Origin of the sequence: Vreelandella boliviensis LC1, from assembly GCF_000236035.1 — a bacterium.
In the GTDB taxonomy this organism is placed as follows: domain Bacteria; phylum Pseudomonadota; class Gammaproteobacteria; order Pseudomonadales; family Halomonadaceae; genus Vreelandella; species Vreelandella boliviensis.
In genome coordinates this window covers 974424-999818 of the sequence record NZ_JH393257.1, presented here as the reverse complement: position 1 = coordinate 999818, position 25395 = coordinate 974424, and the positions used below count along the sequence as shown (strand labels likewise).

Below are 25395 nucleotides of genomic sequence, written 5' to 3'. Positions count from 1 at the left end.
GACAAGTCCGGAGAGCGACATGTACGCAATTATTAAAAGCGGTGGCAAGCAGTACCGTGTTCAAGAAGGTCAAACCCTCAAGCTTGAAAAAATCGAAGTCGCTACCGGCGAAACGATTGAGTTTGAAGAAGTGCTGATGGTCGCTGACGGCGATGACTTCAACATCGGTGCGCCGATGATCAGTGGTGCTAAAGTCTCTGCCGAAGTGGTTTCCCACGGCCGTGGCGATAAAGTCACCATCATCAAGTTCCGTCGTCGTAAGCACCACATGAAGCGTCAGGGCCACCGCCAGTGGTTCACTGAAGTCAAAATTACCGGAATTTCTGCGTAAGCGGTCAATTCCCTTAGGAGGATTTTGCAATGGCACATAAAAAGGCAGCCGGCTCCACGCGTAACGGTCGCGATTCCGAGTCCAAACGCTTAGGTGTGAAACTCTTCGGTGGCCAAGCGGCGACTGCGGGTAACATCATCGTACGTCAGCGCGGCACGCGTTTTCACGCGGGCACAGGCGTTGGCCTAGGTCGCGACCACACACTGTTCGCTTTGAGCGACGGTTTTGTGAAGTTTGAGACCAAAGGCCCGAAAAACCGCAAGTTCGTTAGCATCGTTTCTGCCTAAACGGCTAGTGCTATGCTCGCGGTTGCGAGAAAAAAAGGCCCCGCTATGGCGGGGCTTTTTTGTCGGTTAAATCTCTTTTCCAATCCGTTTTTCCACGATGTTTTTACCACGATTTTTTTAACACCATGTCTTTATCAGTACGCTGGTGGCAATAAAGGGTTGGGAAAAGAGTTGGGAAAAGGTTTGGGAAAACAGTAGTGCATATTAGGGCGGCGGAAGCGGCCGGGAGAATCCAATGCAGTTCGTCGATGAAGCCTCGATTATTGTTGAGGCGGGCAAAGGCGGCAATGGCTGTCTGAGCTTTCGCCGCGAAAAATATGTGCCCAGGGGCGGCCCCGATGGGGGCGATGGCGGTCACGGTGGTAGCGTTTACCTCATTGGTGACGACGCGCTTAACACCCTGATCGATTTTAAATTCCAGCGCTTCTATAAAGCCCAGAACGGTCAGGGCGGCATGGGCCGACAAATGAGCGGCAAGGCCGGTGAAGACCTGCACGTTAAAGTGCCGGTAGGCACCACGGTGATTGATGAAGACACCCTGGAAGTCATCGCCGATGTCACCGAAATTGGCCAGGTGGTGCTGGTGGGTGAAGGTGGACGACGTGGGCTGGGTAACATCCACTTTAAGTCGTCGACCAATCGCGCGCCGCGTCGCACCACGCCAGGTACCGATGGCGACCGTCGCAATTTGCGCCTGGAAATGAAGGTGATGGCCGATGTGGGCCTGCTGGGCATGCCCAACGCGGGTAAATCGACGCTGATTCGCTCGGTGTCCGCTGCCAAGCCCAAGGTCGCCAACTACCCGTTTACTACCTTAGTGCCCAACTTGGGCGTGGTAAAACTGGGGATGCACGAGCACTTCGTCATGGCCGACGTACCGGGCTTGATCGAAGGAGCCTCTGAAGGCGCCGGTTTGGGCCTGCGCTTTTTGAAGCACCTGACCCGCACGCGGCTGCTGTTTCACGTGGTCGACGTCGCGCCGTTTGATGAGTCTGACCCGGTGGAAGCGGCCAAGGCGATTGTCCACGAGTTGGGGCAGTTCTCGCCTGCGCTTTCCGAGCGCCCGCGCTGGCTGGTGCTGAACAAGTTTGACCTGCTGCCGGAAGATGAGCGTGAAGAGCGCGCCCAGCAGATTATCCAGGCGCTCAATTGGGAAGGCCCGGTATTCCGCATTTCAGCGATCAGCAGCGACGGCACCGATAAGCTGGTGCAAGCGGCCTACCGCTGGTTGACCGAGCAGCGTCGCCTTGAGAACGAAGATGAAGAAGCGCTGGCGCGTGAAGAAGAGATGCGCCGCCGTATGGAAGAAGAGTCGGTTGCGCGTACCGAAGATCGTTTGGGTCGTCGGCGTAAGCGCGACGATGAAGATGACGAAGATTTCGACGACGATGATTACGATGTTGAAGTCGAGTACGCGCCTTAGTGGTATTGAGCGGGCGCATCCGGGCGTAAGCTTAAGGTGATAAGCTAAAAAGGGGCTGCGTTCGCGCGGCCCCTTTTGTAGGTGTCTGATTGAGGTGGGGTGGCATGGAAAGTAACGAGCAAATCCTCGGGCGCAGCGCGCTTAGCCGTGCACGGCGGGTAGTGGTGAAGATTGGCAGTGCGCTACTCACTAACGATGGCCGCGGCCTGGACGAAGCCGCTATTGGCGGCTGGGTGGATCAAATCGCCGCCTTGCACCAGCAAGGCATTGAGGTGGTGCTGGTCTCTTCCGGCGCCGTGGCGGCAGGCATGGTGCGTCTCGGCTGGCAGGTGCGCCCCAGCGCCGTGCATGAGCTGCAGGCGGCCGCTGCGGTGGGTCAAAACGTCTTGACCCAGTGCTATGAAAATCACTTTGCTCGCCATGACATGCTCACCGCGCAAATCCTGCTTACCCACGACGATCTTTCCAACCGTAAGCGCTACCTCAATGCCCTTTCAGCGCTACGCACCCTGGTAGAAATGCGCGTAGTGCCGGTGATCAATGAAAACGACACCGTGGTCACCGATGAGATTCGCTTTGGCGATAACGACACGCTTGGGGCGCTGGTCGCCAACCTGCTGGAAGCGGATGCGCTGCTGCTACTGACCGACCAGGAAGGCCTGTTTGACGCTGACCCGCGTCACAACCCCAATGCCCAGATGATTGCTGAAGGGCGCGCCGACGACCCGCGCTTAGCCGCCGTCGCAGGCAGCGGCGGAGCGCTGGGTCGCGGTGGTATGAGCACCAAGGTGCGCGCGGCGCAATTGGCGGCGCGCTCCGGGGCGGTCACGGTCATCGCCAGCGGCCGCCAGCCTGACGCTATTAATCGGATAATGGCGGGCGAGGCTTTGGGCACGTTGCTGCGCCCTGATCAGGTACCCATGGCGGCGCGCAAGCGCTGGCTGGCGGGGCAACTGCAGGTGCGCGGTACGCTGGTGTTGGATGCCGGGGCAGTCAAAGTGCTGCGCAATAAAGGCTCTAGCCTGCTGGCGGTCGGTGTGCGCGATGTGCAGGGCAGCTTTAAGCGCGGCGATATGGTGGTATGCGTGGATGAACAGGGCGCATCAGTGGCTAAGGGTTTGGTCAATTACGGCGCCGATGAAGCGCGCCAGTTGGCCGGGCAGCCCAGCCACCAGATTGAGGCGATCCTCGGCTACGTTGAAGCCCATGAGCTGATTCACCGCGATAATCTTGTGGTCTTATAACCTTGTGGTCATATAACCTTAGTGCCATATGCCGACTATCACGCCGCTGGCGGTAGAGGTACCTGATGCGGCCAGTCGTTGGGTACTAAAAACAGCCGTTCGTAGTGCTCTTCTTCTGGGCAATAAAGCATCACCTGCTGGGGGGAGCGCCACGCTTGTACCCTATCAATAATAGCGGGTAGTAGCTCCTCCGCAGGGCGAAAAACGCTGAGTGGCGGTGTTGCTAGCCGGTGGGTTTTTCCCAGCCATACCATCTTCGGTATAACGGGAAGGCTGGCGACCAGCTTAGGCCAATCGCGCAAATAGCACCAAGTGCCTCGGCGGTGATCTGCCGTTGCCCCCTCCGGGGCTGGCATCTCCGCGTGCCAGGGGTAATAAAGCACGCCGGGCATGGCCAGCCGCTGGGTTAACTGCTCGCTTAAACTTGCTTTAGAAACACCAAGATCCCGTGGCGTTAGCCAATGCGCGAGTGTTTCTAGCGCGGTCGCCGTGGTGGAAAGGGGGAGCTGGTGACGTCGCAGGTGGCTGCACTTAAGCGCCAGGCTGTCTAGCCCGCCGGGGCCAATCCAGCGGCTTTGGCTATTGGCTGCCCCAGGCCCTTCAGGCAGCCCCAAGTAGAACTTAATGGCGACTTCTAAATGCACCGGCGCCGGATTGTCGCGGGTGCGATAGAGCATATCCAGCTCGCCCAGCGTGTTGCGCTTTCGGGTGATGCGCACGTTTTGAGCGAGTAATCGCGTATTGGGTGCGTGGTCTAACAGCGTGTGCCAAAGGCGTTCGTGATAATGGCCCATGCGCGTTGCGCGGCTGCCGTTTAGGGCGGCTAACTGTGGTCGGCCAAGCTGACGCAGCCAGGGCAGTAGGGCACTCTCTAGGCCTAGCTCTTTAAGTGTGGGGCGCCCTCCACAGGGAATCGGCGGCGGCAGCTCCACCAGGTCAGGCGTGGCGACCAGCCAGGCTAAGTCTCTCAGTGCTGACACTGTGTCTAGTACTGGCTCCATGTTGAGTACTGACTCCGTGTTGCCGAGTGCTTCATCCTCCAGCACGCCATGAAGGCTTTCGTTCAGCACGGATGTCTCCTCAGCACCTAGATAAGGTCGGCACTATAAATTTAGCTGCATGACTTTTAATTGCATGACTTTTAGTAGCATAGTTCAGCAGCCTACTATAAACGCAGCGGGCTCCCCGTGGGGAGCCCGCAAAGCAATTAGCTAAAAATATTAATCGCGGTCAATTTGGGTAACTTCGGAAGAGCCCTGACGAACGCTGATTTCTAGTTCGCGGCCATTTTCATCGCGGCCTTCGATATCGATGATGCCGCTTTCATCGATGTCGAGGTCTTCAAACTCGACCATGCCTTCCTGGCTGGCAACGTCTAACGCTTGGCGAATATCGTCTTCGCTCATGCCCCAGGCACCGCTAATCAGGCGCTCACGTTTCTCTTTTAGCGTGTCACCGTTGTCGAGGGAGATTTCCACATCGGCGTACCATTCATCATCCAGCCAGCCTTCTACTTCCACACGGCCACGGCTTTTGATGCTAACTTCTTCGTAGTGGCTGAAACCGTAATCATTGGCGTGGGTCAATACGTCATCGATGCGATCCATCGGCAGCGAATCGGCCTGGGCACTGCCGGCAGCCGCGGCAAGTAGCAGAGCAGAGGTCGGGATCAGCAGCATTTTTTTCATGGTATTCATAGCAAATTCCTTCTTTACGTATTTAAACGTGAGTGTCTATACGTCAATGTTTATACAACAATGTTTATACAACAGTGCATAAACGGCATTCAGCGAATGCGACAGGGAATTTATACCACCGCGATACTTTCCTTAAGCTGACAAAACTGTTCATCTAACGTTCATGTTGCTTTTGGCATGCTTGTACCATGCGTAAATTACTCCGCCACTTTATACAACCGCTGCGCAGCTTCCAACGAGGCACTCGTCGCAACGCCACTGGTTTAGCCCTAGTGCTACTGCTGGTGGGCAGCGCTGTGGGTGACCAGCATTGGGAATCGTTGCACGGCGAAGTGCGCCGCGGTGAAGTGGTGCCTCTTGACTCTATTTTGGATTGGCTGGAAGCCCACTATATAGGTGAAGTGCTGGAGGTTGAGGTGGAGCGTGAAGGGGGATATGTCGAGTACGAAATCAAGCTGCTTGGCCCGCAAGGGCAAATCGTCGAGTTTGAATTTGATGGCCATAACGGTCAACTTATGTCGATTGAAGGCGTACGTATCAACGATATGCGCCGGTAGCCTGTTGCCATCATTTGCCATACAAAAAGAAGGGTAGTTAGCCAATGAAGTGTTTGTTGGTAGAAGATGACCAGGCGCTGGCGCGTGAGCTAAGTCAGGCGCTGCGTGACGGAGATTGGCTAGTCGAGCATGCAGCGACAGGCCAGGACGCCGATTTTCTAGTGCGCACGGAGGCCTACGACACGCTGATTCTGGATGTCGGGCTACCCGATGGCGATGGTACCCGCTGGCTTTCCGCATGGCGGGAAGATGGTATCGACCTGCCGGTACTGATCCTTACCGCCCGGGAGCGCTGGGCTGATAAAGCCGCAGGATTTACCGCAGGCGCCGATGACTACGTCACCAAGCCGTTCGAATCGGCGGAAGTGCTCTTTCGCCTGCGCGCTCTGGTGCGCCGCAGCCATGGCCATGCCCACCCGGTGCTGAAAGTGGGTGAGCTCAGTTTGGATACCCACACCCAGCACGTTTCTCTCGCCGGGCGTCCGGTAGGGTTGACCGCCCAGGAAACCCGTCTGCTGGGTTATTTGATGCACGCCGCGCCGCGGGTCGTCAGCCGTACCGAGCTTTCAGAACACGTTTATGACCGCGATCATGAGCCTGATTCCAACGTGATTGATGTTCAGGTCAGCCGCCTGCGCCGCAAATTGGGCAGTTGGCGCATCGCCACCCTGCGTGGCCAGGGCTATCGGCTATTAGCAGAAGAGCCCGCTAGCGAATGAGTCAAGCCACCACCGCATGGAAAGATCGCTGGGCAAAGCGCTCCATCAGCGTGCGGCTACTGCTGGCCGTATTGGTGATGGTCGGCCTGGCGCTGCCCATCTCGGGCGCGCTGCTATCTCATCACTACCGTGCTTCGGCCACGCAGGCCTTTGACGAGCGTCTGGGCGCCACCCTAAATGTCATCATCGCGGGCGTCACCTACGCCAATATTGAACAGCAGCTAGTCCATGATCGGGCGCTGGGCGACCCGCGTTTTGAGAATGTCTACTCTGGCTGGTACTGGCAAATCACCGATGGCGAGGAAAATACCCTGGCTTCGCGTTCGCTGTGGGATCAGCGCCTGCCGGTCATCGACAATGACACCCTTAGCGCCCGCTCGATACCCGGCCCCCGGGGCCAGTCGCTGCGCGTGGTGGAGCGGGATATCTACCTGGCGCCGCTAGAGGCGCCGCTGCATATTAGCGTGGCGGCTCGGGACAATGTATTAGCCCGCGATATTGGTGAATTTCAACGTCTGCTGTGGGGCGGTTTAGTGGGTTTGGGCGTGCTGTTGCTCGGTGTATTGGCGCTGCAAGTACGCTGGGGGCTAGCGCCGCTTCGGCGTATGCATGCCAATCTGCACGATGTAGAGCAGGGGCGCGCCGAACAGCTGGATACCCGCTTGCCCGACGAGCTGGCGACGCTAGCGGCCTCAATGAACGCGGTATTGGCCCGCGACCAGCGCTTGATTGAACGTGGCCGCCATACTGCTGGCAACCTTGCCCATGCGCTGAAAACCCCGTTAAGTGTGATGCGTCTACAGCTACGCCAATTACCGGAAGCGAACCGTGCCGCCTGGGAAGTGGAGCTGGCACGCGTGGATAGCGCAGTACGCCACCACCTGGCGCGGGCTTCGGCAGCGGGCGAGGGCGCACGCTTTGCGCCGATTGATTTACACGCCACCCTGGCACCGCTGCTCAATGGGCTAGCCAGACTTGCCCAGCGGCGCGGCATTGCGCTGCGCCAAACCTGGCCGCCTGAGGTTCAGGTGCATATGGATGATCAGGATATCCAAGAGCTGGTGGGCAACTTGATGGATAACGCGCTGCGCTGGGCGCATGGCGATGTGCAGCTACAGGTAGAGAGTGATGGGCAGCGGTTAACCTTAACCGTTAGCGATGATGGCCCAGGCATGTCTGAAGCAGAGTGCCAGCAAGCGGTACAGCGCGGTAAACGGTTGGACGAACAACGCTCGGGCAGCGGCCTGGGGCTGGCCATTGTGACCGACCTTGTCGCCCTTTATAGCGGCCATATGAAACTTGGGCGCGCCAGCACTGGCGGGCTGCAAGTGGTGATCGAGCTGCCCGTCGTTGCGCGTACTCGTCGCGCATAATCGTCTCATATTAATAATGGAGACCGCATCGAATGAATGGCACAGATACACTGCCCGATATAGTCGCCGGCCCCCTGTTAAGACGCATCAGCACTACCCGTTTGGTGCTTTGGCTGGTCGCCACCCGGCCGCTGAACATGGCCTTGGTGCTGCGCCCAGGGCGCATCGATAGCCAAACGATTGGTTTGGCGCACCACCAGCAATGCATCGCTATCGGTGAACGCGCATTTATTTACCTGATCGATTGCGAGCTTGAATCAGCGCTGCCCTGTGACGAACGCATTGAATACGACCTGCAGGTGGAATCCCAGCAGGGCGAATGGCGCTCTCTGCCCGAATGGGCGCCGTGGCTGTGCTATGACGTCGCTGCGTATCCCGCTTTTGTGATTGCCTCGCGCCATCACCGTCTGATGCACGGCTCCTGCCGCAAGCCCCATCACGATAGTGCCGACGGGCTGGTGCGCGCCGATAGCTGGCTTGCCGAACAGCAGTCTGCGCCCACCGAATGGCCCGCCTGGCTGTTGATGACCGGTGACCAGGTCTACGCCGATGACGTGGCCGGGCCAATGCTGCGCGCCGTGCATGCGCTGATTGAACGGCTAGGGCTGGTAGATGAGTGGCTGGAAGGCGCTACAGTCGATGATAGTCAGGCGCTTTATCAGTCGCCTGATAGCTACTACCGGCGTGCACAGCTGCTGCCTGATGTGACCAGCAACGCGGCCCTGCGAGAACGCTTTTTCGGCGGTGTCAAAAAGCCGGTGTTTACCTCGGCGAATGCCCATAACCATTTGATGACGCTGGCCGAAATGCTCGCCATGTACTGCCTGGTGTGGTCGCCGACGCCCTGGCAAGTGATTGCGCCAACGCCGCCTGCCTTGGATGAAAAAGACGCCGAGCTGTATCGTCAGGAGCAGGCGGTGATCGATACCTTTGTTGACGGCTTGCCCCAGTGCGCGCGACTGATGGCACACCTGCCCAGCCTGATGATTTTTGACGACCACGATGTTACCGACGACTGGAACCTAACCGCCGATTGGGAGCGTGCCGCCTACGGCCACCCGTTCTCTAAACGCATTATCGGTAACGCCCTGGTGGCCTATCTGCTCTGCCAAGCCTGGGGTAATGACCCGGATAAAATGAATCCGTTAGTCCACCACGCCTCGACGCTGATGGGTGATGGCGACCAACCGCTAGTCTGCGCTGAGCAGGATGGGCTAATTGAACGGCTGCTGCGTTTTCAGGGCTGGGAGTTTCAGGTGCCGGGCACCCCCGCGCTGATTGTGCTGGATACCCGCACCCGCCGCTGGCGCAGTGAACGCAGCCCGCATCGGCCTTCGGGCTTGATGGACTGGGAGGCGCTAATGGAGATGCAGCAGGCGCTGATGGGCGCTAAGAGCGCGGTGATTGTCTCTCCAGCGCCAATGTTCGGCGTCAAGTTGATTGAAGCCATCCAAAAACTGTTTACCGCGGTGGGGAAGCCGCTAGTGGTGGATGCCGAAAACTGGATGGCCCACCGCGGAGCCGCCAATACGCTGCTGCAGATTTGGCGGCACTCCAAAACCCCCGGCAACTATGTGATTTTGTCTGGGGATGTGCACTACTCGTTTGTTTACGACATTGTGGTTCGCCATCAGCGCCGCGCGCCCCACCTGTGGCAAATTACCTCGAGCGGGATCAAAAATACCTTCCCCAAAAACCTGCTCAACACCTTTGACCGCCTCAACCGCTGGCTCTACGCCCCTTGGTCGCCTCTCAATATATTTACCAAGCGCCGTAAGCTAAGCGTTCACCCCCGCGACCCGGATCGCGCCAGCGCCGGTGAGCGGCTGTGGAACGCCAGCGGTATTGGCTTGGTAACCCTTGACGAGAAAGGCCGGCCTATCGATATCCGTCAGCTTGACGCCGACGGCAGCGAAGTGGTGTTTCCAGCCCCCGAAAAACCTCTCTCTTGATCGCCGTTTAGCGCCAACTGCTTGATGCCCTTGATGATTGTCATGATAGCGTCATAAAAATGACGCACGCTTGCAGCTTATCAACAACCTCCAGGGAAGGTGACACATCATCGGCACCACCGAGGGTTACTAGAGTGGCAGAAGAGGGCAGCAGGCAAATGACCGCACAAGAAGGGCAGTGGCTTAACCAGATTATTGCGGCAGAAGAGCTGCACGTGCTCTTTCAACCCATTGTGGATGCCAGCCAACGGGCGATTTATGGTTACGAAGCGCTGATACGTGGGCCTAAAACGTCGCCGCTGCACTCGCCGTTACGGCTGTTTGAGGTAGCTACCCAGGCAGGCAAGTTAGTCGAGTTAGATTTGCTTTGCCGGCGCCTGGCAATACAGCGTTTTGCAGAGCTCGATCTGCCCGGTCTGCTGTTTCTTAACGTGATGCCGCTAACCATTGTCGAGCGCGATTTCCGCGAAGGCTTAACGCTGGGGTTTATTCGTGACAGCGGTTTGCCTCCAGAGCGGGTGGTGATTGAGCTCACCGAACATGTGCCGATCCATGACTACGAGCTAATGCGCCAGGCGGTGGATCACTACCGCACCATGGGCTTCCAGGTGGCGCTGGATGATCTTGGCGCCGGGCACTCAAGCCTGCGCCACTGGTCTGAGCTACGCCCTGATTTCGTTAAGCTCGACCGCCACTTTATCTCCGGGATCGACCAGGAGCCGGCCAAGCGAGAATTTCTGCGCTCGATTCTTGATGTAGCCCGTAGTCTGGACTGCCAGGTGATTGCCGAAGGCGTGGAGACCGCCGCTGAGCATCTTTGCCTGTGGGAGCTCGATCGCGGGCTGGCGCTGCTGCAAGGCTTCTACTTCGCCCGGCCCAGCCAGCAGCCGCCGTTAGAACTCAATATGCTGCTGCCCGCCACCACGCATCTAAAAAGCCCCGCAGGGCGCACCGCGCGGTCTATTTTACGGGCGATTGACGCTATAACGACGGATTGCGCGGTGCCGTCTATCTCCGAACGGTTTCGCCAACAGCCCAGCTTGCGCTGCGTGGCCGTGCTAGAAAATGGTAAGCCCGTGGCGGTGGTGCGTCGTAATGCGTTTTTAACCCTGTTTACCAATCCCTATAGTCACTCGCTGTATGCCAAGCGCCGCGTTCTGGACGTTGCTGACGCACGTATGCTGGTGGCGGAAGCGGATACGCCGCTGGAGATTTTGAGCCAGCAACTGACCGATAGCCGGGATATTGAGCAGGAAGATTTTGTCATTGTTAACGCCAACGGTGACTACCTGGGGATGGGCAATATCGTTGATCTTTTGCGCGAAATTACCGCCATCCAGGTACGCCAAGCGCGCCATGCCAATCCGCTGACCGGCCTGCCGGGCAATATTCTGATCAATGAAACCCTGGCGACCTATTTGTCCACTGGGCAGGGGTTTGCTGCGGCCTACGTTGATCTGGATAACTTTAAAGCCTTTAACGATGCCTACGGCTACGCCCGCGGCGATCACATCATCATTTCGCTATCACGATTACTTCAAGCGCAGGTAGACAGTGTCGGAGGCTTTATCGGCCATATTGGCGGTGACGATTTTATGATGCTGTTACCGCTCGGCCATTGGGAGAGTGTCTGCCAGCAAATTTTGCACTCATTCGAGGTGATGGCGCCGGGCTTCTATGAAGAGGCCGACCGCCTTCAGGGCGGGATTCAAATTGAAAGCCGCCAGAATAGGCTGACGTTTTTCCCCTTTGTTAGCGTCTCGATCGCGGTGAAACCCATCCCCGATACGACCAGCTGTCAATCGTTGGATATCGCGGGCGAGCTTTCTGAATTGAAGCACCAGGCCAAAAAGATCCCTGGCAACAGTCTGTTTGTGGAGCGCCGCGGTCATGAAGCCTAATATCCCTTCGTCAAAACGTCACGAAGTGGTCACATAAGTGCCCTATTTCTGTCACTTGAAGCCGTCAGGATGTTTCCATCTTCTAATAACGCTACAGGTGACCCATGCAGACATTATCTCTCTCCCGCACGTTAATTAGCGCCGCCGTTACTAGTGCCTTCGCCTTGGTCGCGGTGAACGCCTCAGCAGACCTCTCATCGCGCTATGTGGATAACGATGGCGATATGGTCGCCGATGCGCCTAGCGATGAGTCTCAGTGGGCCGACCCCGATACCTTGGTGTTTGCCTATACCCCGGTTGAAGATCCTGCGGTTTACGCTGGTGTCTGGTCTGACTTTTTAGAACATCTTAGCGAAGCCACTGGCAAAGAGGTGCAGTTCTTCCCGGTTCAGTCCAACGCTGCACAGTTGGAAGCGCTACGCGCGGGTCGTTTGCATGTCGCCGGGTTTAATACCGGCAGCACGCCTGTGGCCGTTAACTGCGGTGGCTTCCGCCCGTTTGCCATGATGGCTTCTGACGACGGTAGCTTTGGTTACGAAATGGAGATCATCACTTATCCCGGTAGCGGTATCGCGTCGGTTGAAGATCTCGCAGGGCGTCAGATGGCCTTTACCGCTGAAACCTCAAATTCTGGTTTCCGCGCGCCTTCTGCACTATTGCTCTCAGAGTATGGGCTAGAAGCCGATAAAGATTACAGCACCGCGTTCTCAGGCTCTCACGATAATTCCATTCTCGGTGTAGTGAACAAAGATTACGAAGCCGCAGCTATTGCCAACTCTGTTGGCACTCGGATGATTGCTCGTGGTGTCGTTAATGAAGGTGACTACGAGATTATCTATACCTCAGAAACCTTCCCCACCACGGCTTACGGTTTGGCCCACAACCTGAAGCCTGAGCTTGCCGAGAGCATCCAGGACGCGTTCTTCAGCTATGACTGGGAAGGTACTCCTCTCGAAGCGGAATTTGCTAACTCCGGTGAGTCACAGTTCATTCCGATCTCCTACGAGGAAAATTGGTCGGTCATTCGTACCATCGCGGATGCCACAGGCGTGACGTACGACTGCGATTAATCGATTAGCCAACGCGTTTTATTCGGCCAGGAGGGCTCACCTTCTGGCCGTTTCGCTATACATATGAGGTGGAACGATGTTGACACTAAGTGGCGTAGGCAAGCGCTACCCCACCGGGGATCGAGCGCTGACGGATATTGAACTCACGCTGCCCAAAGGCCAAGTCATGGCGCTGATTGGGCCATCGGGCGCGGGTAAAAGCACGCTGATTCGCTGTGTGAACCGGTTGGTTGAACCTACCCAGGGCAGCATTCGCCTGGAAGACATTGAGCTCACCAAGCTTTCAGGCCAGAAGCTGCGTCATGCGCGCCGCTCGATGGGCATGATTTTTCAGGAGTACGCGCTGGTCGATCGGCTCACCGTGATGGAAAACGTGCTGTCAGGGCAGCTCGGCTATGTCGGTTTTTGGCGCAGCTTTTTACGTCGCTACCCGCAGGAAGCCGTGGTTGAAGCATTCCGGTTACTAGAAAGAGTAGGCCTCCCCCATGCGCTTGATAAGCGTGCCGATGCGCTATCAGGCGGGCAGCGGCAGCGGGTGGGGATTGCTCGCGCGCTGTTGCAAAGCCCCAAGTTACTGCTAGTAGATGAACCGACAGCCAGCCTGGATCCAAAAACCTCGCGCCAGATTATGCGCCTGATTCGCGAGCTGTGCGCAGAGCGAGACCTGGCGGCGATCATCAATATTCATGACGTAGCGTTGGCGAAGCAGTTTGCGGATCGTATCGTCGGCCTGCGGGCGGGTGAAATCGTCTTTGACGGTCAGCCGAGCGAATTAACGAGCGAGATACTCACCACGATTTATGGTGAAGAAGATTGGGATACCACGCCCGAACCGATGGAAGAAGACGAAGAAGAGCAACCCGCCGTAGTGCGTTCGACGTCGCATGAGGTAATGCCCGCTTTAGCGACGGGAGGCGCACGATGAACACAGCGGATACATTGGCCGAACGGCGGCAGCAGGCAGCGCGGCGTGGCCAGTGGCGGCGTCTAGCGGTGATCGAAAATCCACGCCTGCGCTGGGGGCTCGCTATCGGCGCGGTGGTGTATCTCTTTTTAGCGCTTGCCTCGGTAGAGGTTAACTGGGCGCGGGTTGCCGAAGGGTCAGCGCGGGCGGTGAATTTTTTGGGCGCCTTTATGCAGCCCGATTTTATCAGCCGTTACGACGATATTGTCGCGGGGTTGATGGAAAGTTTAACCATGACGCTCACCTCTACGGTTGTGGGTGTGCTGCTCGCGATACCGGTTGGCCTGGGCGCAGCGCGTAATATTTCACCCTTACCGATCTACTTAATCTGCCGCGCCATTATTGCCGTTTCACGCACGTTTCAAGAGATCATCATCGCGATTTTATTTGTGGTGATGTTCGGCTTTGGGCCGCTGGCGGGCATGATCACGCTGGCCTTTGCGACGATTGGCTTTATGGCCAAGCTGCTGGCGGAAGACATTGAAGACTTGGATTGGCGTCAGGTTGAGGCCGTACGCGCAACCGGCGCAGGCTGGCTGCAAATCATTAACCAAGCGGTTCAGCCACAGGTCATGCCGCGCTTGATCGGTCTTTCGGTTTATCGGCTGGATATTAATTTCCGCGAGTCGGCGGTGATTGGCATTGTCGGGGCGGGCGGTATCGGCGCTACGCTGAACACTTCGCTAAGCCGCTATGAGTACGATACCTCTGCGGCGATTCTGCTGATCATCATCGCCATCGTGCTGCTGTGCGAGTACAGCTCAAGCCATGTCCGTCGCTGGACCCAGTAATTTTTGGAGACATTAAATGCCTGTTTCATTTACATCACAGGGTCTGCCGGTTTGGCGACGGCGCACCACGCGCGCGCAATGGTTGCAGTACCTGGCGTGGCTAGCGGGTGTCAGCCTATTTCTACTGTGTTGGAAGTTAATCTCCGACAATACCATGTGGGTGTTCGTCGAGGATGCTGGCCGCCAGGGCAGTGACTTAATTAGTCGCATGATGCCGCCGCGTTGGGAGTATGCCAATGTGCTGTGGAAGCCCATGTGGGACACGCTTAACATTGCAACGCTGGGCACTGTCATCGGCGTCATGATGGCATTTCCGGTAGCGTTTTTGGCTGCTCGTAATACCACGCCGCACCCACTGGTTCGAAGCGTGGCGCTGATGGTGATTGTCTCGTCGCGCTCGATTAACTCGCTGATTTGGGCAATGCTGCTGGTGACCATTCTTGGCCCCGGCGTACTGGCGGGGATTATCGCTATCGCCCTGCGCTCCATCGGCTTTGTGGGCAAGCTGCTGTACGAAGCGATTGAAGAGATTCACCCCACCCCCGTTGAGGCGATTAGCGCGACCGGCGCGAGCCGTATGCAGGTGATGAACTACGGCGTGTTACCGCAGGTTATGCCCGCCTTTGCCGGCATTAGCGTCTACCGCTGGGACATTAATATCCGCGAATCCACGGTATTGGGATTGGTCGGGGCCGGTGGTATCGGTCTGCAGTTGAATGCCTCGATCAACAGCCTCGCCTGGGATCAGGTCAGCGTTATTTTTATCATGATTTTTGCCACTGTGCTGGTGTCGGAGTGGATCTCCGCGCGGGTGCGCCACGCGATTATCTAATCATCGGCTTCCTAATCTGCAAACTGCCTAGATCGGCGAGGTTACCCCTATGCGCTTTCCTGAAGCCGAACAAACAACGATAGATTTATTGCGCCACGGTGAGCCGGTGGGCGGGCGTATGCTGCGCGGCTCTACCGACCACCCGCTTAGTGAAACCGGCTGGCAGCAGGTCACCGATGCAGTGATGCGCCAAACCGTAGAGGGGCATTTACCCTACGATGCGATTGTCACTTCGCCATTAACGCGCTGCCGCGAATTCGCCCTATGGCTGGGTGAAGAGTTTGATCTGCCGGTTCAGGTGGAAGAGGATTTTGCCGAGCTGCATCTGGGGCGTTGGGAGGGCAGAACCCATGCCCAGGTGTTTGCCGAAGAGGGCACTGGGCGAATGAGTGCGTTTTGGCACGACCCCGCTGCGGTGTCTCCGCCCGGTGGCGAAACCCTGCAAGCCTTTGACGCACGATTGGCCGGGGCCTGGCAGCAGTTGTTAAGCAATCCGCCGGGCAAGCATGTGCTGGTAGTGGCCCATCTATTTGTCTGCAATGGCCTGCTGCGCCAGGTGATTGAGCAGCCGCTTTCGCGGGTATTGGCAATGGATTTACCCTACGCGGCAATGAGCCGGGTGCGCCATGAGCGTCATGCGCTGGGTGAAACCAGCTTTGTCGAGTGGATCGGCCGCTAACCATTGGCGGCTAGGTAGGCTTTGGGCCATTATAAAGGCACGTTGGTTTATCGGAGCGGCTGCTGCCCATGCTATTGGTTCGTTTGTGGTCTCTACCTACTGGGTTGGCACCTTTTGGAAGGTGGCTGCTTGCCTGCTTGTTACTATTGGTGTTAGCGGGCTGCGCCAGCCGTGATCTTACCCCTATTGAGGCACCGCCTAACCGCGCAGGACTCTCAATGGAGCGTGCGCTGATTCTCTCCCATGCCCAGCAGGCCATTGGCACACCGTATCGCTTTGGGGGAAATACGCCCGATGGTCTGGACTGCTCTGGGTTAGTAGAAATGACCTACCGGGCGGCGGGTATTCGCGTTCCGCGTACCGCCGATGAGCAGTTTCGCGCCTTGCCACAGGTGAAGGCTCCACGCCCCGGTGATCTGCTTTTCTTTGGCGAGCGCCGCAAAGCTACCCATGTAGGGATTTATCGTGGCAACGGCCAAATGATACATGCGCCTGGCAATGGCCGTGCAGTTGTCAGCGTGCCGCTAGAGATCGATTACTGGCAGGCGCGCTTTTTGGGTGCTGCCAGTCCAGCGCCTTAAGGGGCGCTCAACTCAGTTGGGTGTTAGGCCTGAAAATCCGTCAGGCTTTATGACCTGAATCAATATGGTGCCCCCCAAACGTCCTATACTCGCGCCGCTTGTCATTATTTTATCCACTAAAATTAAGCGTATTTGACTACACGGCAGAGTTCGTCAGACTTAGCTAAACGCGTCAGTTGATGCGGACAATAATATTCGGGCACGCCGCTTACCCCAACGACGCTATTTGTTTGAGGCTAAGCTATGAAAACTATCGTTAACCGCATGTCGATGCGCTTTAAATTTGCCTGTGTATTACTGCTTCCGCTACTTGCCCTTGCGTGGTTTTCCGCTCAAGGCGTTATGGAACGGCGCGCGACGGTGCAGGAGTTTGATCGTCTTCACGCCTTGACTCAACTGGCCCAACGTGCCGGTGATGCCGTGCACCAAATGCAGCTTGAACGGGGCATGACCGCTGGCTTTCTGGGCAGCGAAGGTGAAGCGTTTGGCAACCGGCTAAGTGAACAGCGACCCAACACAGATGCTGCTGCAGAAGCTTTTCAAGCCCAACGCGATGAACTGGATCAAGCGCTGCTGACCCCCGCTGTAACACAACAACTCAACGATATTGATACGCAATGGCAGCGCCAGGCGCAGATGCGCCAGCGAGTCGATGACCTTGAAGTTGCTATGGACGATGCGCTAAGTCACTACACTGGTATCAATGGTCGACTAATGGCTTTTGTCGGTACGTTGTCGCATCTGACTAGCGAAGGGGACATAGCGCGCCAGCTAAACGCCTACGAACAGCTCCTGGAAGCCAAAGATTTGGCGGGAATTGAGCGGGCGCTGCTAGCCAATGCATTTTCAGCCGACGGCATGGCTCCTGCTATGCTGCAGCGCTTTTTGACGCTGATCGGCAAAGAGCAGGCATATTTGGATAGCTTCCGCAGTTTGGCCGGTAATGAGGGGCGCGAGCAACTCGAGCAAGCTTTAAGCGGGCCAGAAATCGAACGCCTGCTGGCGCGTCGCGAACTGGCCATTAGCCAAGCCGAAGAGGGTGGCTATGGGGTGAGTTCAGAGCAGTGGTTCGAGTGGCAGACGGTAAAAATTGGCCGTCTGAAAGCTTTGGAAGATCGTATCGTAGATGCTGTAGTGAGCGAGACCCTGGTGCTGCGCAAGGCGGCGCAATGGGCGCTTTGGCAGTATGCGGTGATTGCACTGGCGGCCAGTTTGATGGCGATTATCGCTGCCGCGGTGATGGTGCGTGCGATTACTCAACCGCTCAACCAAGCGCTGACTAGCATCGCGAACCGAGGTAACGATTTAACGCAACGCCTGGCAATACCTGGTAGCGATGAGTTGTCACAGCTGTACTTGGCGTTCAATGAGTCGTCGGCGGTGACTGAAGCGCTGGTGGCTGATGTGAAGCGCAATGCACAGTCGGTGGCAGTGGCCAGCAATCAGATGGCGCAGGGTAATCAAGATCTTGCGCAACGAACCGAAGAGCAGTCCGCCTCGCTGGTCCAAACCGCGTCGAGTATGGAGCAAATCACCGCGACGGTACGCCAGAGCGCTGAAAACGCGCAGCAAGCCCAGCAAATGACCGGTGATGTGGCTCACCAAGCGAAAGAAGCCACCCAAATAGCGTCACAAGCTCAGCAGGCTATGCAGCTTATCCTGCAAGCCAACGAGCAAGTGAACAGCATTGTGGCGACCATTGATAATATTGCCTTCCAAACCAATTTACTGGCGCTTAACGCCTCGGTTGAAGCAGCGAGAGCGGGAGAACATGGGCGTGGTTTTGCGGTGGTCGCCGATGAAGTACGTAAATTAGCTAGCCGCAGTGCTCAGGAAGCCAGTCAGATTCGTCAATTGATCGACAATAATGCAGCTAAAATTTCCGAAGGCGAGAACTTGGTCTCTTCGACTAACGATACTCTAGGGCGGATCGCCCAAGGCGTGGAGAAAATGGCCAGCGTGGTCGATGAAATGGCGTCGGCTACCCATGAACAGTCGGCTGGGATTGAGCAAATTAACCGTGCCATGGCCCAGTTGGAAGACGTGACCCAGCAAAATGCTGCCTTGGTTGAAGAAATGGCGGCAGCGAGCCGCTCCCTCGATGAGCAAGCGGATGATATGACCAGCAAAGTGAGCGATTATCAGGTGCGTGATAGCAGTCTGGCCGACAACCGTTTAGCACTCTCTCACGCGTAGCTTGCCTGCCATTGTATTACGGAAGCCCTTTAACTTATTACCTCGTCAGCCGATAAGGTACTTTGTAGCGCAAAGTACCTTCGCCGGCATAGGGTGTTAGTATGGCTAGCAATACTATTACCTTCATAATAACGACTCTTATATAGCGACGGCTCGATGGCGATGGCTCTATAACAACGACGAGGAGAGCAAAGACGTATGCATGAATCCTTGAATTTATCGAAGGAACAGTCTTTGTCTCAACAGCACTCCCAGCCAACACCTTCACTGCCCCGTGCGAACGCGATGCCAACAGCATCCATCGACCAGACAGCGTCTCCAGCTGAATCGGTATTTTGCTACGCCAATGAAGCGATCATTATTACCGATGCGGAAAATCGGGTGGTGGAGGTGAACCCTGCTTTTTGTGAGTTAACGGGGATTACGCAGGACAATGTACAGGGCAAAACGCCAGAAGCGTTCAGTATTTTACCGCTGGACGATAGCCGCACCACACGATTGATGCGGGAAGAGCTGCAACTGCGTGACCGTAGCAAAAGCCAGGTGAGCTACCGAAGCCACGATGGCCAATTTTATCCGGGGATGATGTCGATTAATCGCGTGCGTAACGAGCACGGCGAGATTGATCACCATGTGATTGTGCTTGCTGACCTTTCGGCCATTCCGGCCCATGCCCGCCACCTTAATCGAGAAGTTTACTTTGATGCCCTTACGGGGCTACCCAACCTGCAGCTGCTAACACAATTAATTCAAGAGTCCATGCAGCATGCAGACGCTAAGCAGCTCCCCTTGGCGGTGTGCTCGCTGGATATCGATTTTTTCAAAAATATTAATGACCGGCTGGGCTCCACCGTAGGTGATGCGTTGCTGTCTTCTTTTTCGCAGCGGATAAGCCATCTGCTGTTTGGCGATGATGTGCTGGCACGGGTGGGGGGCGACGAGTTTGTGCTGCTACTCCACCATGGAATCGACGACGATTTTTTCGAGAAGCTGTTAGCCTCTATTCGCCAGCCGATGATGATTGACGGGCAGAGTGTTCATCTGACGGCAAGCTTGGGGGTGACGCTCTACCCGAATGATCACGTTCAGGGCGATGTGCTGTTACGGCATGCCAATCAGGCGATGTACCGCGCTAAGCAGCGTGGCCGCGATACTTTTCACTTTTTTGACCCTAACCATGACCGCTTGCTGCAGGTGCGCCATGAGCAGCGTCAGCGTTTTATCGATGCGCTCAATAACCACGAAATGTGCCTTTACTATCAACCCCAGGTCGATATGCGTAGTGGCAATGTGGTGGGCCTAGAGGCGCTGATTCGCTGGCAGCACCCTGAAGAGGGCCTGCTTGCGCCTGGGCAGTTTTTACCCATTATCGATAACACACCATTAGAAGTAGATCTTGGCGAGTGGGTCATTGAGCAGGCGTTGCGTCAGTTGACTGAATGGCATGCTCAAGGCATCGCGTTGCCAATTAATGTGAATATAAGCCCTACGCATCTGTTAGTGAGTAATTTTAGTCAACGTTTAGGCGAGCTATTGGCACTCCATCCCAATGTGCCGCCAGCGATGCTCAAACTCGAAGTGCTTGAAAGTGCGGCGATGCACGATATACAGGCCGCACTGCAAAATATGGCGCATTGCCAGACACTAGGAGTGAGCTTCGCTATTGATGATTTTGGTACTGGGTTTTCGTCGTTAACCCACCTGCGGCAGCTACCGGTCAGCCTGATCAAGATTGACCAGAGCTTTGTTCGCGATATGCTCAGTGATCAGGATGATATGGCGATTGTGGAGAGCGTTATTTACATGGCTAATCGCTTTCAGCGACCCATGCTGGCGGAAGGTGTAGAAACCTTAGACCATGCCAAAGCATTGATGGCGCTAGGATGCGACTTAGCCCAAGGATATGGCATTGCACGCCCAATGCCCTCCGAGGCGCTACCTGCTTGGTTGGCGAATTGGCCTAGGCGTGAAGATTGGAACTCCCTCGCAGCGTCGGGCAATTAAGCGGCTTGCTCATCAGCAGCGGATTCATTCGAGGAGGGCGTATTAGTGGATGATGTCGCCGTGGCACCGTCGCTACGGGCTTGCTCCATTTCACTGCGCTGCATGGACGCTTCGAGTTTGGCTTCCAATAGGTACTGACGCGCCTGGGCGGCCACTTGGTAATCTTTTGGTGAGGGATCCGCAGGCGCCATGGCGGCGGCGATCACGGTCTGCATTTTTTCGATAGTCGCTTGGGGGTCATTGGGCACCGGGCCATAATCAATTGGCACCTCGCCCGCGACCGCATAGCGCTTGCCATCGGGGCCAACTTCATACTCGTAGCTGGCGCCGCCCGTATAGGCGCCGCCTGCTATTTGGTGAGCCATCTCGTGCTGGCGTACTTCGCGGTCGGACTGTTTAAGTTGATCTAAGTACTGAATCTCTTCCGGCGCCATGGGCGTGCCATCAGCCCGTTTGGGGCCAGCAGTGTCGCTGCTGCTCTCTTCGCTAGTGCTTGTCGCATCGGTATCGTCGCTAGATGCCGTGTCTTCTTCAAGTGCACGGCCCTTTGCGGCTTGCTCAACGCGCGGTGATATAGCGTTGGCTGCAGGATGCGCCCAGGCAGCGAGGGAAAGGTTGCTAACGGAAGAAACGGCCATAGGTCATTACCGACTAAGTACGAGTTGGGATACCATGAAGTATTAGCGAGCAATGCCGAGAGTGCAAGTTTGCACGATGCCGACCTGATGTAAACACTATGCAAACCATTGATGTAGTCATTAATCTGAACTACGACGAGTGCCTAGCCCATTACGAAGGGCGTATTGCCAACGTGCGTACCCGAAGCGTGGATGGTCGCTGGGTGATATTTCCCGCTGAGGCGATCCGCCGAGTGGTGAATCGTGACGGCGTGCACGGTATCTATCGATTAAGTTTTTCTGAGCAGGGCCGATTTATTAGCATTAATCCCTTAACCGGACATTGAATTGCCTATGCACCGCCATGGAACATCGATCACCTTAAATGACCTCATTTATTCCATTATTCCCAATTTAAACAGCGCTGAAAAGTTAGTTTTCGCTACGCTAGAAAATTTGATCGAAGCTGCTTCGAACCCGTTGGACATCCTGAAACGCACCGATCAGCGCCGGGCGTTTGGGCTGGAGGTTCATCGCATACGGATGAATCTTGAGCATCTGCTGGGCCGTTACCGGGCCGAGATAGATGCCGTGCTACGCAGCGAAGGCGAGTATACCGGCCCGGTAGTAGAACCCGACCCCCAAGAGGCTGATGCCATTCGTAGCGCGGTGGAAATCTATATACACGTATGCGCTTTCCAACGCGGGGAGCGTCCCCATCCTATTCCTGGGCGTGAACCCACGCCGCTTTATCGGCCATAGCGCAACATTCACAACATGGCATCAACATTGCTTGTATAATGTGACCATTCGACTTTCAGGGTTACCCCCTTGAAAGCAAACAGCCTGCCTACCCGGCGCTGGCTGTGGACACATTAGGAGATATACCATGTCTGCCTCACCTGTCACATTGATGGTGGCTCGTCGCGTTGAGCACGGCCGCTACGCCGATTTTAATCGTTGGCTTAACGAAGGGCGCGAGTTGGCGGCCGATTTTACTGGCTACCTTGGCTCCGGCGTATTGGCGCCACCGGCTGACGACGATGAATACCAGATTATATTCCGCTTTAGCAGCAGTGAAACCTTAGCCGCCTGGGAGCACTCAGCCTCACGCCATGCGTGGTTGGCGCGCGGTAAGGGCTTGTATGAAGCGCCTCATGAGCACCGGGCTACCGGGCTGGATGCGTGGTTTCAAACCGGTACCAGTGCACCGCCGCGCTGGAAGCAGGCCGTGGCCGTCTGGTTGGCTTTCTTTCCTATCTCGTTGATCTTTCAGTTTGCATTCGGTGGCGTACTGGCCGATTGGGCACTGCTGCCACGGGTGGTGGTGAGTACCCTAATGCTGACACCAGTGATGGTGTTTGTGTTTATTCCGCTCTCCATGCGTTTACTAGCGCCCTGGCTGCAAGGTAAGTGGTCACCGCTGGATTTACTGGCGCGTTGGCGCCACGCGCAGCGGTCATGATGCATCGTTCTTAATAAATGTTGTTTGCGTTTGAGCTTCCATGGGGTTCGGCGTTGCGTTGATACTAACCTACGGTTTTTGCTCCTATGATGATGGGCTTTATGGTATTAAGCTAAATGTGCCTATAGAACAGGAAGGTGTCTCCAGTGCAATGCTGGCGGACAACTCAGCCCCATGGAGTATTTATGATCCACGTTCACCATCTGGAAAAGTCTCGTTCGCACCGCATACTGTGGCTACTTGAAGCCCTTGAACTGGACTACGAATTGGTGGTTTACCAACGCGATGGCAAAACACAGCAAGCGCCTGACTCACTGAAAAAAATCCATCCATTGGGTAAGTCTCCGGTGATTACCGATGGCGATCTGACCGTGGCTGAGTCAGGTGCAATCATTGATTACCTCGTGCAGCGCTATGGGCAGGGGCGCTGCCAGCCTTCGTCTGATGATATGCGTGCATGGGTGGATTATCGCTATTGGCTGCACTATGCCGAAGGCTCATTAATGCCACTTCTAGTGATGCAGCTTGTGTTTAGCCAAATTCCCAAACAGTCACCCTGGCTGATTAAGCCACTGGCTAAAGGGATTAGCGATACGGTAAGTAAGCGCTTCTTAGCGCCGCAGCTTAAACAGCATCTTAGCTTTATTAATCAACATCTGTCGGCGCAGGGTAATTTTGCCGGGCCGTGGCCCAGTGGCGCTGATATTCAAATGAGTTTCCCGCTACAGGCGGTAGCCGCCGTACAGTCGCTGGAAAAATATCCTGCCATTGCCGCTTTTGTATCACGCATTGAGCAAGACGCCGCTTGGCAACGAGTGGTGGAGCGGGCGGGACCGCTTACCATGCCCGGTCAGTGAACATCTACTATGTACTATTTAGCATCAGCTGCAGCTCTCCCGGCGGAGCTGCTGGGCAGCATTGACGACTACTTGGGGCGTTGGAGTATCGCCTTGCTGCTCCTTTTTCTCCTTTGGGCGCTGCTGGGCATTCTGTTGCTTAAGCGGCGTATGCAGCATAACCGGGCGCTACTACAGACCAATAAAGAGATGCTGGCGACTATCCTGGATAGCGTCGATGCGTTTATTTATATCAAATCCCCGACCTTAGAGTACCAATACGTTAATCGTCGTATTAGCGATCTATTTGGTCTACCCGCCGACAAAATTATCGGCAAGCGCGATGAGGCGTTTTTTGACGCAGGGAGCGCCGCTGAAATCAAGCAGGTTGATCGCCAGGTATTGGATTCAGGAAAAAAAGTAACGGTAGAGGAGAGTAATGTCTTGCAAGGCGAAAGCCGGGTAAGGACGTTCTTATCGATTAAAATGCCGCTTTCCATGTCGCCAGGTGCGACCCCTTCCCTGTGCGGTATTTCGACCGAACTGACTGACTACCTCGAAATGCAGTCACGCACCCACTATCTGGCTTTCTATGACTCGCTAACAAGGCTGCCCAACCGGCGGTTGCTGATGGACTCCTTAACGGCTGCTATTGAGCATGATGAGTGGGCCGAGTCCTATAGCGCGGTCTTGGTTATCGATCTGGATAATTTCCGCTTAGTGAACGATATCCAGGGCCATGAGAGTGGTGATCAGTTATTGATTAGTGTTGCTGAACAGCTACGCCATCGGCTTGAAGAAGAGGTAACGCTGGCCCGCTTTAGTAGCGATGAGTTTGTTGTGCTGATCAATAATCTGGGCGAGCAACAGACGAACGCCGCGCTAAAAGCCGAGCGTGTGTCGCGCCAACTGTTAGAAACCATTGCGCAATTAAGAAACAGCCACTCGTTACCGATCAGTGCCAGTATTGGCATTTCGCTGTTTACTGGGGGGGGCACGCACAGCATGGATAGCGTGCTGCAACAGGCTGACATGGCGCTGCAGCAGGCGAAAAGTGCGGGAGGCAATACGCTGTGCTTTTTTAACACCGAGATGCAGACCACCGTATTGGAACGGGCTAGTTTAGAAGCCGATTTGCATCAGGCGCTTGAGCGCAACGAGCTGACGCTGAACTATCAAGTGCAGGTCGACCATCAGGGCGTGACTACCGGCGTTGAGGCGTTACTGCGCTGGTACCATCCCTTGCGTGGTTGGGTCTCCCCCGCATCGTTTATTCCGCTAGCGGAAGAGAACCGGCTGATTGTGCCAATCGGTTACTGGGTGCTGCGTTCAGCCTGCGAGCAGCTAGCGAAGTGGTCGCATCAACCGGCCTATGCCCCGTTAAGTATTTCCGTCAACGTGAGTTCAGTGCAGTTTCAGCAGCCGGAGTTTGTCCGTGATGTCGAGGCGCTGTTAGCAGAAACGCAGGCGCCGCCGAGTCGGTTGGTGCTCGAGGTGACCGAGAGCCTGTTGATGCGCGAGCCAATCCGGGTGCGCAGCACGATGTTGAAACTGCGTGCTAAGGGGATTCGTTTTGCATTGGATGACTTTGGCACGGGCTACTCATCGCTTAGTTATCTGAAGCGCTTGCCACTAGATGAGTTGAAAATTGATCAATCGTTTATTCACGAGCTGCTTACCGATAAAACAGACGCAGCGATTGTCGATACCACGATTCTGCTTGCGGTGAGTTTAGGCTTAACCGTGGTCGCGGAAGGGGTGGAGAAGAAAGAGCAGCTCGATTGGTTAAGAGGCCACGGCTGCTACCGTTATCAAGGCTACCTATTTGGTCGTCCGACACCGATTGAGTATCTTTTTGAGAGCTATTAAAAAACCC

At 55.9% G+C, this 25395-nt stretch carries 25 protein-coding genes; 22 read left to right on the top strand and 3 right to left on the bottom strand.

Annotation, left to right across the window (positions count from 1 at the left end):
• Positions 1–19: 19 nt before the first annotated feature.
• The 4 genes from rplU to proB all read left to right on the top strand — a co-directional run bounded on the left by rplU (position 20) and on the right by proB (position 3285).
• Positions 20–331, top strand: coding sequence for a 50S ribosomal protein L21 (gene rplU / locus KUC_RS04355; RefSeq protein WP_007111888.1), 312 nt, complete (start codon positions 20–22; stop codon positions 329–331).
• 29 nt (positions 332–360) lie between these two features.
• Positions 361–618 (top strand): 50S ribosomal protein L27, encoded by a 258-nt coding sequence (gene rpmA / locus KUC_RS04350; protein ID WP_008957069.1) that lies wholly within the window; start codon positions 361–363, stop codon positions 616–618.
• A 235-nt stretch (positions 619–853) separates the two neighbouring features.
• Positions 854–2041: an Obg family GTPase CgtA gene (cgtA, locus tag KUC_RS04345; protein WP_007111885.1), complete on the top strand. Its 1188-nt coding sequence runs from the start codon at positions 854–856 to the stop codon at positions 2039–2041.
• 104 nt (positions 2042–2145) lie between these two features.
• The gene (gene proB, locus KUC_RS04340; RefSeq protein WP_007111884.1) at positions 2146–3285 is read left to right on the top strand and encodes a glutamate 5-kinase; all 1140 of its coding nucleotides are present in this window, start codon (positions 2146–2148) and stop codon (positions 3283–3285) included.
• Between the two features lie 38 nt (positions 3286–3323).
• On the opposite strand, the gene KUC_RS04335 is transcribed toward proB, so the two are convergent.
• A complete protein-coding gene (locus tag KUC_RS04335) occupies positions 3324–4355 on the bottom strand; it encodes a DUF1853 family protein (protein ID WP_007111883.1) in 1032 nt (343 codons plus the stop codon).
• A gap of 150 nt (positions 4356–4505) precedes the next feature.
• Positions 4506–4982, bottom strand: coding sequence for a hypothetical protein (locus tag KUC_RS04330; protein ID WP_007111882.1), 477 nt, complete (start codon positions 4980–4982; stop codon positions 4506–4508).
• Positions 4983–5170: 188 nt separating this feature from the next.
• Here KUC_RS04330 and KUC_RS04325 point away from each other — a divergent pair, with 188 nt between their 5' ends.
• The 13 genes from KUC_RS04325 (at position 5171) to KUC_RS04265 (ending at position 20601) form a co-directional block, all read left to right on the top strand.
• The gene (locus KUC_RS04325; RefSeq protein ID WP_007111881.1) at positions 5171–5539 is read left to right on the top strand and encodes a PepSY domain-containing protein; all 369 of its coding nucleotides are present in this window, start codon (positions 5171–5173) and stop codon (positions 5537–5539) included.
• Between the two features lie 44 nt (positions 5540–5583).
• Positions 5584–6258: a winged helix-turn-helix domain-containing protein gene (locus KUC_RS04320; protein WP_007111880.1), complete on the top strand. Its 675-nt coding sequence runs from the start codon at positions 5584–5586 to the stop codon at positions 6256–6258.
• Positions 6255–7631: a sensor histidine kinase gene (locus KUC_RS04315; protein ID WP_007111879.1), complete on the top strand. Its 1377-nt coding sequence runs from the start codon at positions 6255–6257 to the stop codon at positions 7629–7631. Before KUC_RS04320 ends, KUC_RS04315 begins: the two co-directional genes overlap by 4 nt.
• Before the next feature lie 32 nt (positions 7632–7663).
• Positions 7664–9583 (top strand): alkaline phosphatase D family protein, encoded by a 1920-nt coding sequence (locus KUC_RS04310; RefSeq protein ID WP_007111878.1) that lies wholly within the window; start codon positions 7664–7666, stop codon positions 9581–9583.
• A gap of 158 nt (positions 9584–9741) precedes the next feature.
• Complete coding sequence (locus KUC_RS04305; protein ID WP_040479495.1) at positions 9742–11484, top strand: bifunctional diguanylate cyclase/phosphodiesterase; 1743 nt, start codon at positions 9742–9744, stop codon at positions 11482–11484.
• 104 nt (positions 11485–11588) lie between these two features.
• Positions 11589–12554: a phosphate/phosphite/phosphonate ABC transporter substrate-binding protein gene (gene phnD, locus KUC_RS04300; RefSeq protein ID WP_007111876.1), complete on the top strand. Its 966-nt coding sequence runs from the start codon at positions 11589–11591 to the stop codon at positions 12552–12554.
• A 76-nt stretch (positions 12555–12630) separates the two neighbouring features.
• The gene (gene phnC / locus KUC_RS04295) at positions 12631–13479 is read left to right on the top strand and encodes a phosphonate ABC transporter ATP-binding protein (protein WP_007111875.1); all 849 of its coding nucleotides are present in this window, start codon (positions 12631–12633) and stop codon (positions 13477–13479) included.
• On the top strand, positions 13476–14309 hold the full coding sequence (gene phnE / locus KUC_RS04290; RefSeq protein WP_007111874.1) for a phosphonate ABC transporter, permease protein PhnE: 834 nt from the start codon (positions 13476–13478) through the stop codon (positions 14307–14309). Before phnC ends, phnE (KUC_RS04290) begins: the two co-directional genes overlap by 4 nt.
• 16 nt (positions 14310–14325) lie before the next feature.
• Positions 14326–15141, top strand: coding sequence for a phosphonate ABC transporter, permease protein PhnE (phnE, locus tag KUC_RS04285; RefSeq protein ID WP_040479492.1), 816 nt, complete (start codon positions 14326–14328; stop codon positions 15139–15141).
• Positions 15142–15190: 49 nt separating this feature from the next.
• Positions 15191–15820, top strand: coding sequence for a histidine phosphatase family protein (locus KUC_RS04280; protein ID WP_007111872.1), 630 nt, complete (start codon positions 15191–15193; stop codon positions 15818–15820).
• Between the two features lie 68 nt (positions 15821–15888).
• Positions 15889–16401, top strand: coding sequence for a C40 family peptidase (locus KUC_RS04275; RefSeq protein WP_007111871.1), 513 nt, complete (start codon positions 15889–15891; stop codon positions 16399–16401).
• 243 nt (positions 16402–16644) lie between these two features.
• Positions 16645–18597: a methyl-accepting chemotaxis protein gene (locus KUC_RS04270; RefSeq protein WP_007111870.1), complete on the top strand. Its 1953-nt coding sequence runs from the start codon at positions 16645–16647 to the stop codon at positions 18595–18597.
• Positions 18598–18795: 198 nt separating this feature from the next.
• Entirely contained in the window at positions 18796–20601 is a 1806-nt protein-coding gene (locus KUC_RS04265; protein WP_083825743.1) for a putative bifunctional diguanylate cyclase/phosphodiesterase, read from the top strand.
• On the opposite strand, the gene KUC_RS04260 is transcribed toward KUC_RS04265, so the two are convergent.
• Entirely contained in the window at positions 20598–21239 is a 642-nt protein-coding gene (locus tag KUC_RS04260) for a putative metalloprotease CJM1_0395 family protein (protein ID WP_007111868.1), read from the bottom strand. The two genes, KUC_RS04265 and KUC_RS04260, sit on opposite strands and share 4 nt — an antisense overlap.
• Before the next feature lie 98 nt (positions 21240–21337).
• On the opposite strand from KUC_RS04260, the gene KUC_RS04255 reads away from it, so the two are divergent.
• The 5 genes from KUC_RS04255 to KUC_RS04235 all read left to right on the top strand — a co-directional run bounded on the left by KUC_RS04255 (position 21338) and on the right by KUC_RS04235 (position 25388).
• Positions 21338–21565 (top strand): DUF2835 family protein, encoded by a 228-nt coding sequence (locus tag KUC_RS04255; RefSeq protein WP_007111867.1) that lies wholly within the window; start codon positions 21338–21340, stop codon positions 21563–21565.
• 7 nt (positions 21566–21572) lie between these two features.
• Positions 21573–21980: a hypothetical protein gene (locus KUC_RS04250; protein ID WP_007111866.1), complete on the top strand. Its 408-nt coding sequence runs from the start codon at positions 21573–21575 to the stop codon at positions 21978–21980.
• A gap of 127 nt (positions 21981–22107) precedes the next feature.
• Positions 22108–22683 (top strand): antibiotic biosynthesis monooxygenase, encoded by a 576-nt coding sequence (locus KUC_RS04245; protein ID WP_007111865.1) that lies wholly within the window; start codon positions 22108–22110, stop codon positions 22681–22683.
• A gap of 185 nt (positions 22684–22868) precedes the next feature.
• Positions 22869–23540, top strand: a complete 672-nt coding sequence (locus KUC_RS04240) for a glutathione S-transferase (RefSeq protein WP_007111864.1) — start codon at positions 22869–22871, stop codon at positions 23538–23540.
• A 9-nt stretch (positions 23541–23549) separates the two neighbouring features.
• The gene (locus KUC_RS04235) at positions 23550–25388 is read left to right on the top strand and encodes a putative bifunctional diguanylate cyclase/phosphodiesterase (protein ID WP_007111863.1); all 1839 of its coding nucleotides are present in this window, start codon (positions 23550–23552) and stop codon (positions 25386–25388) included.
• Positions 25389–25395 lie beyond the last annotated feature (7 nt).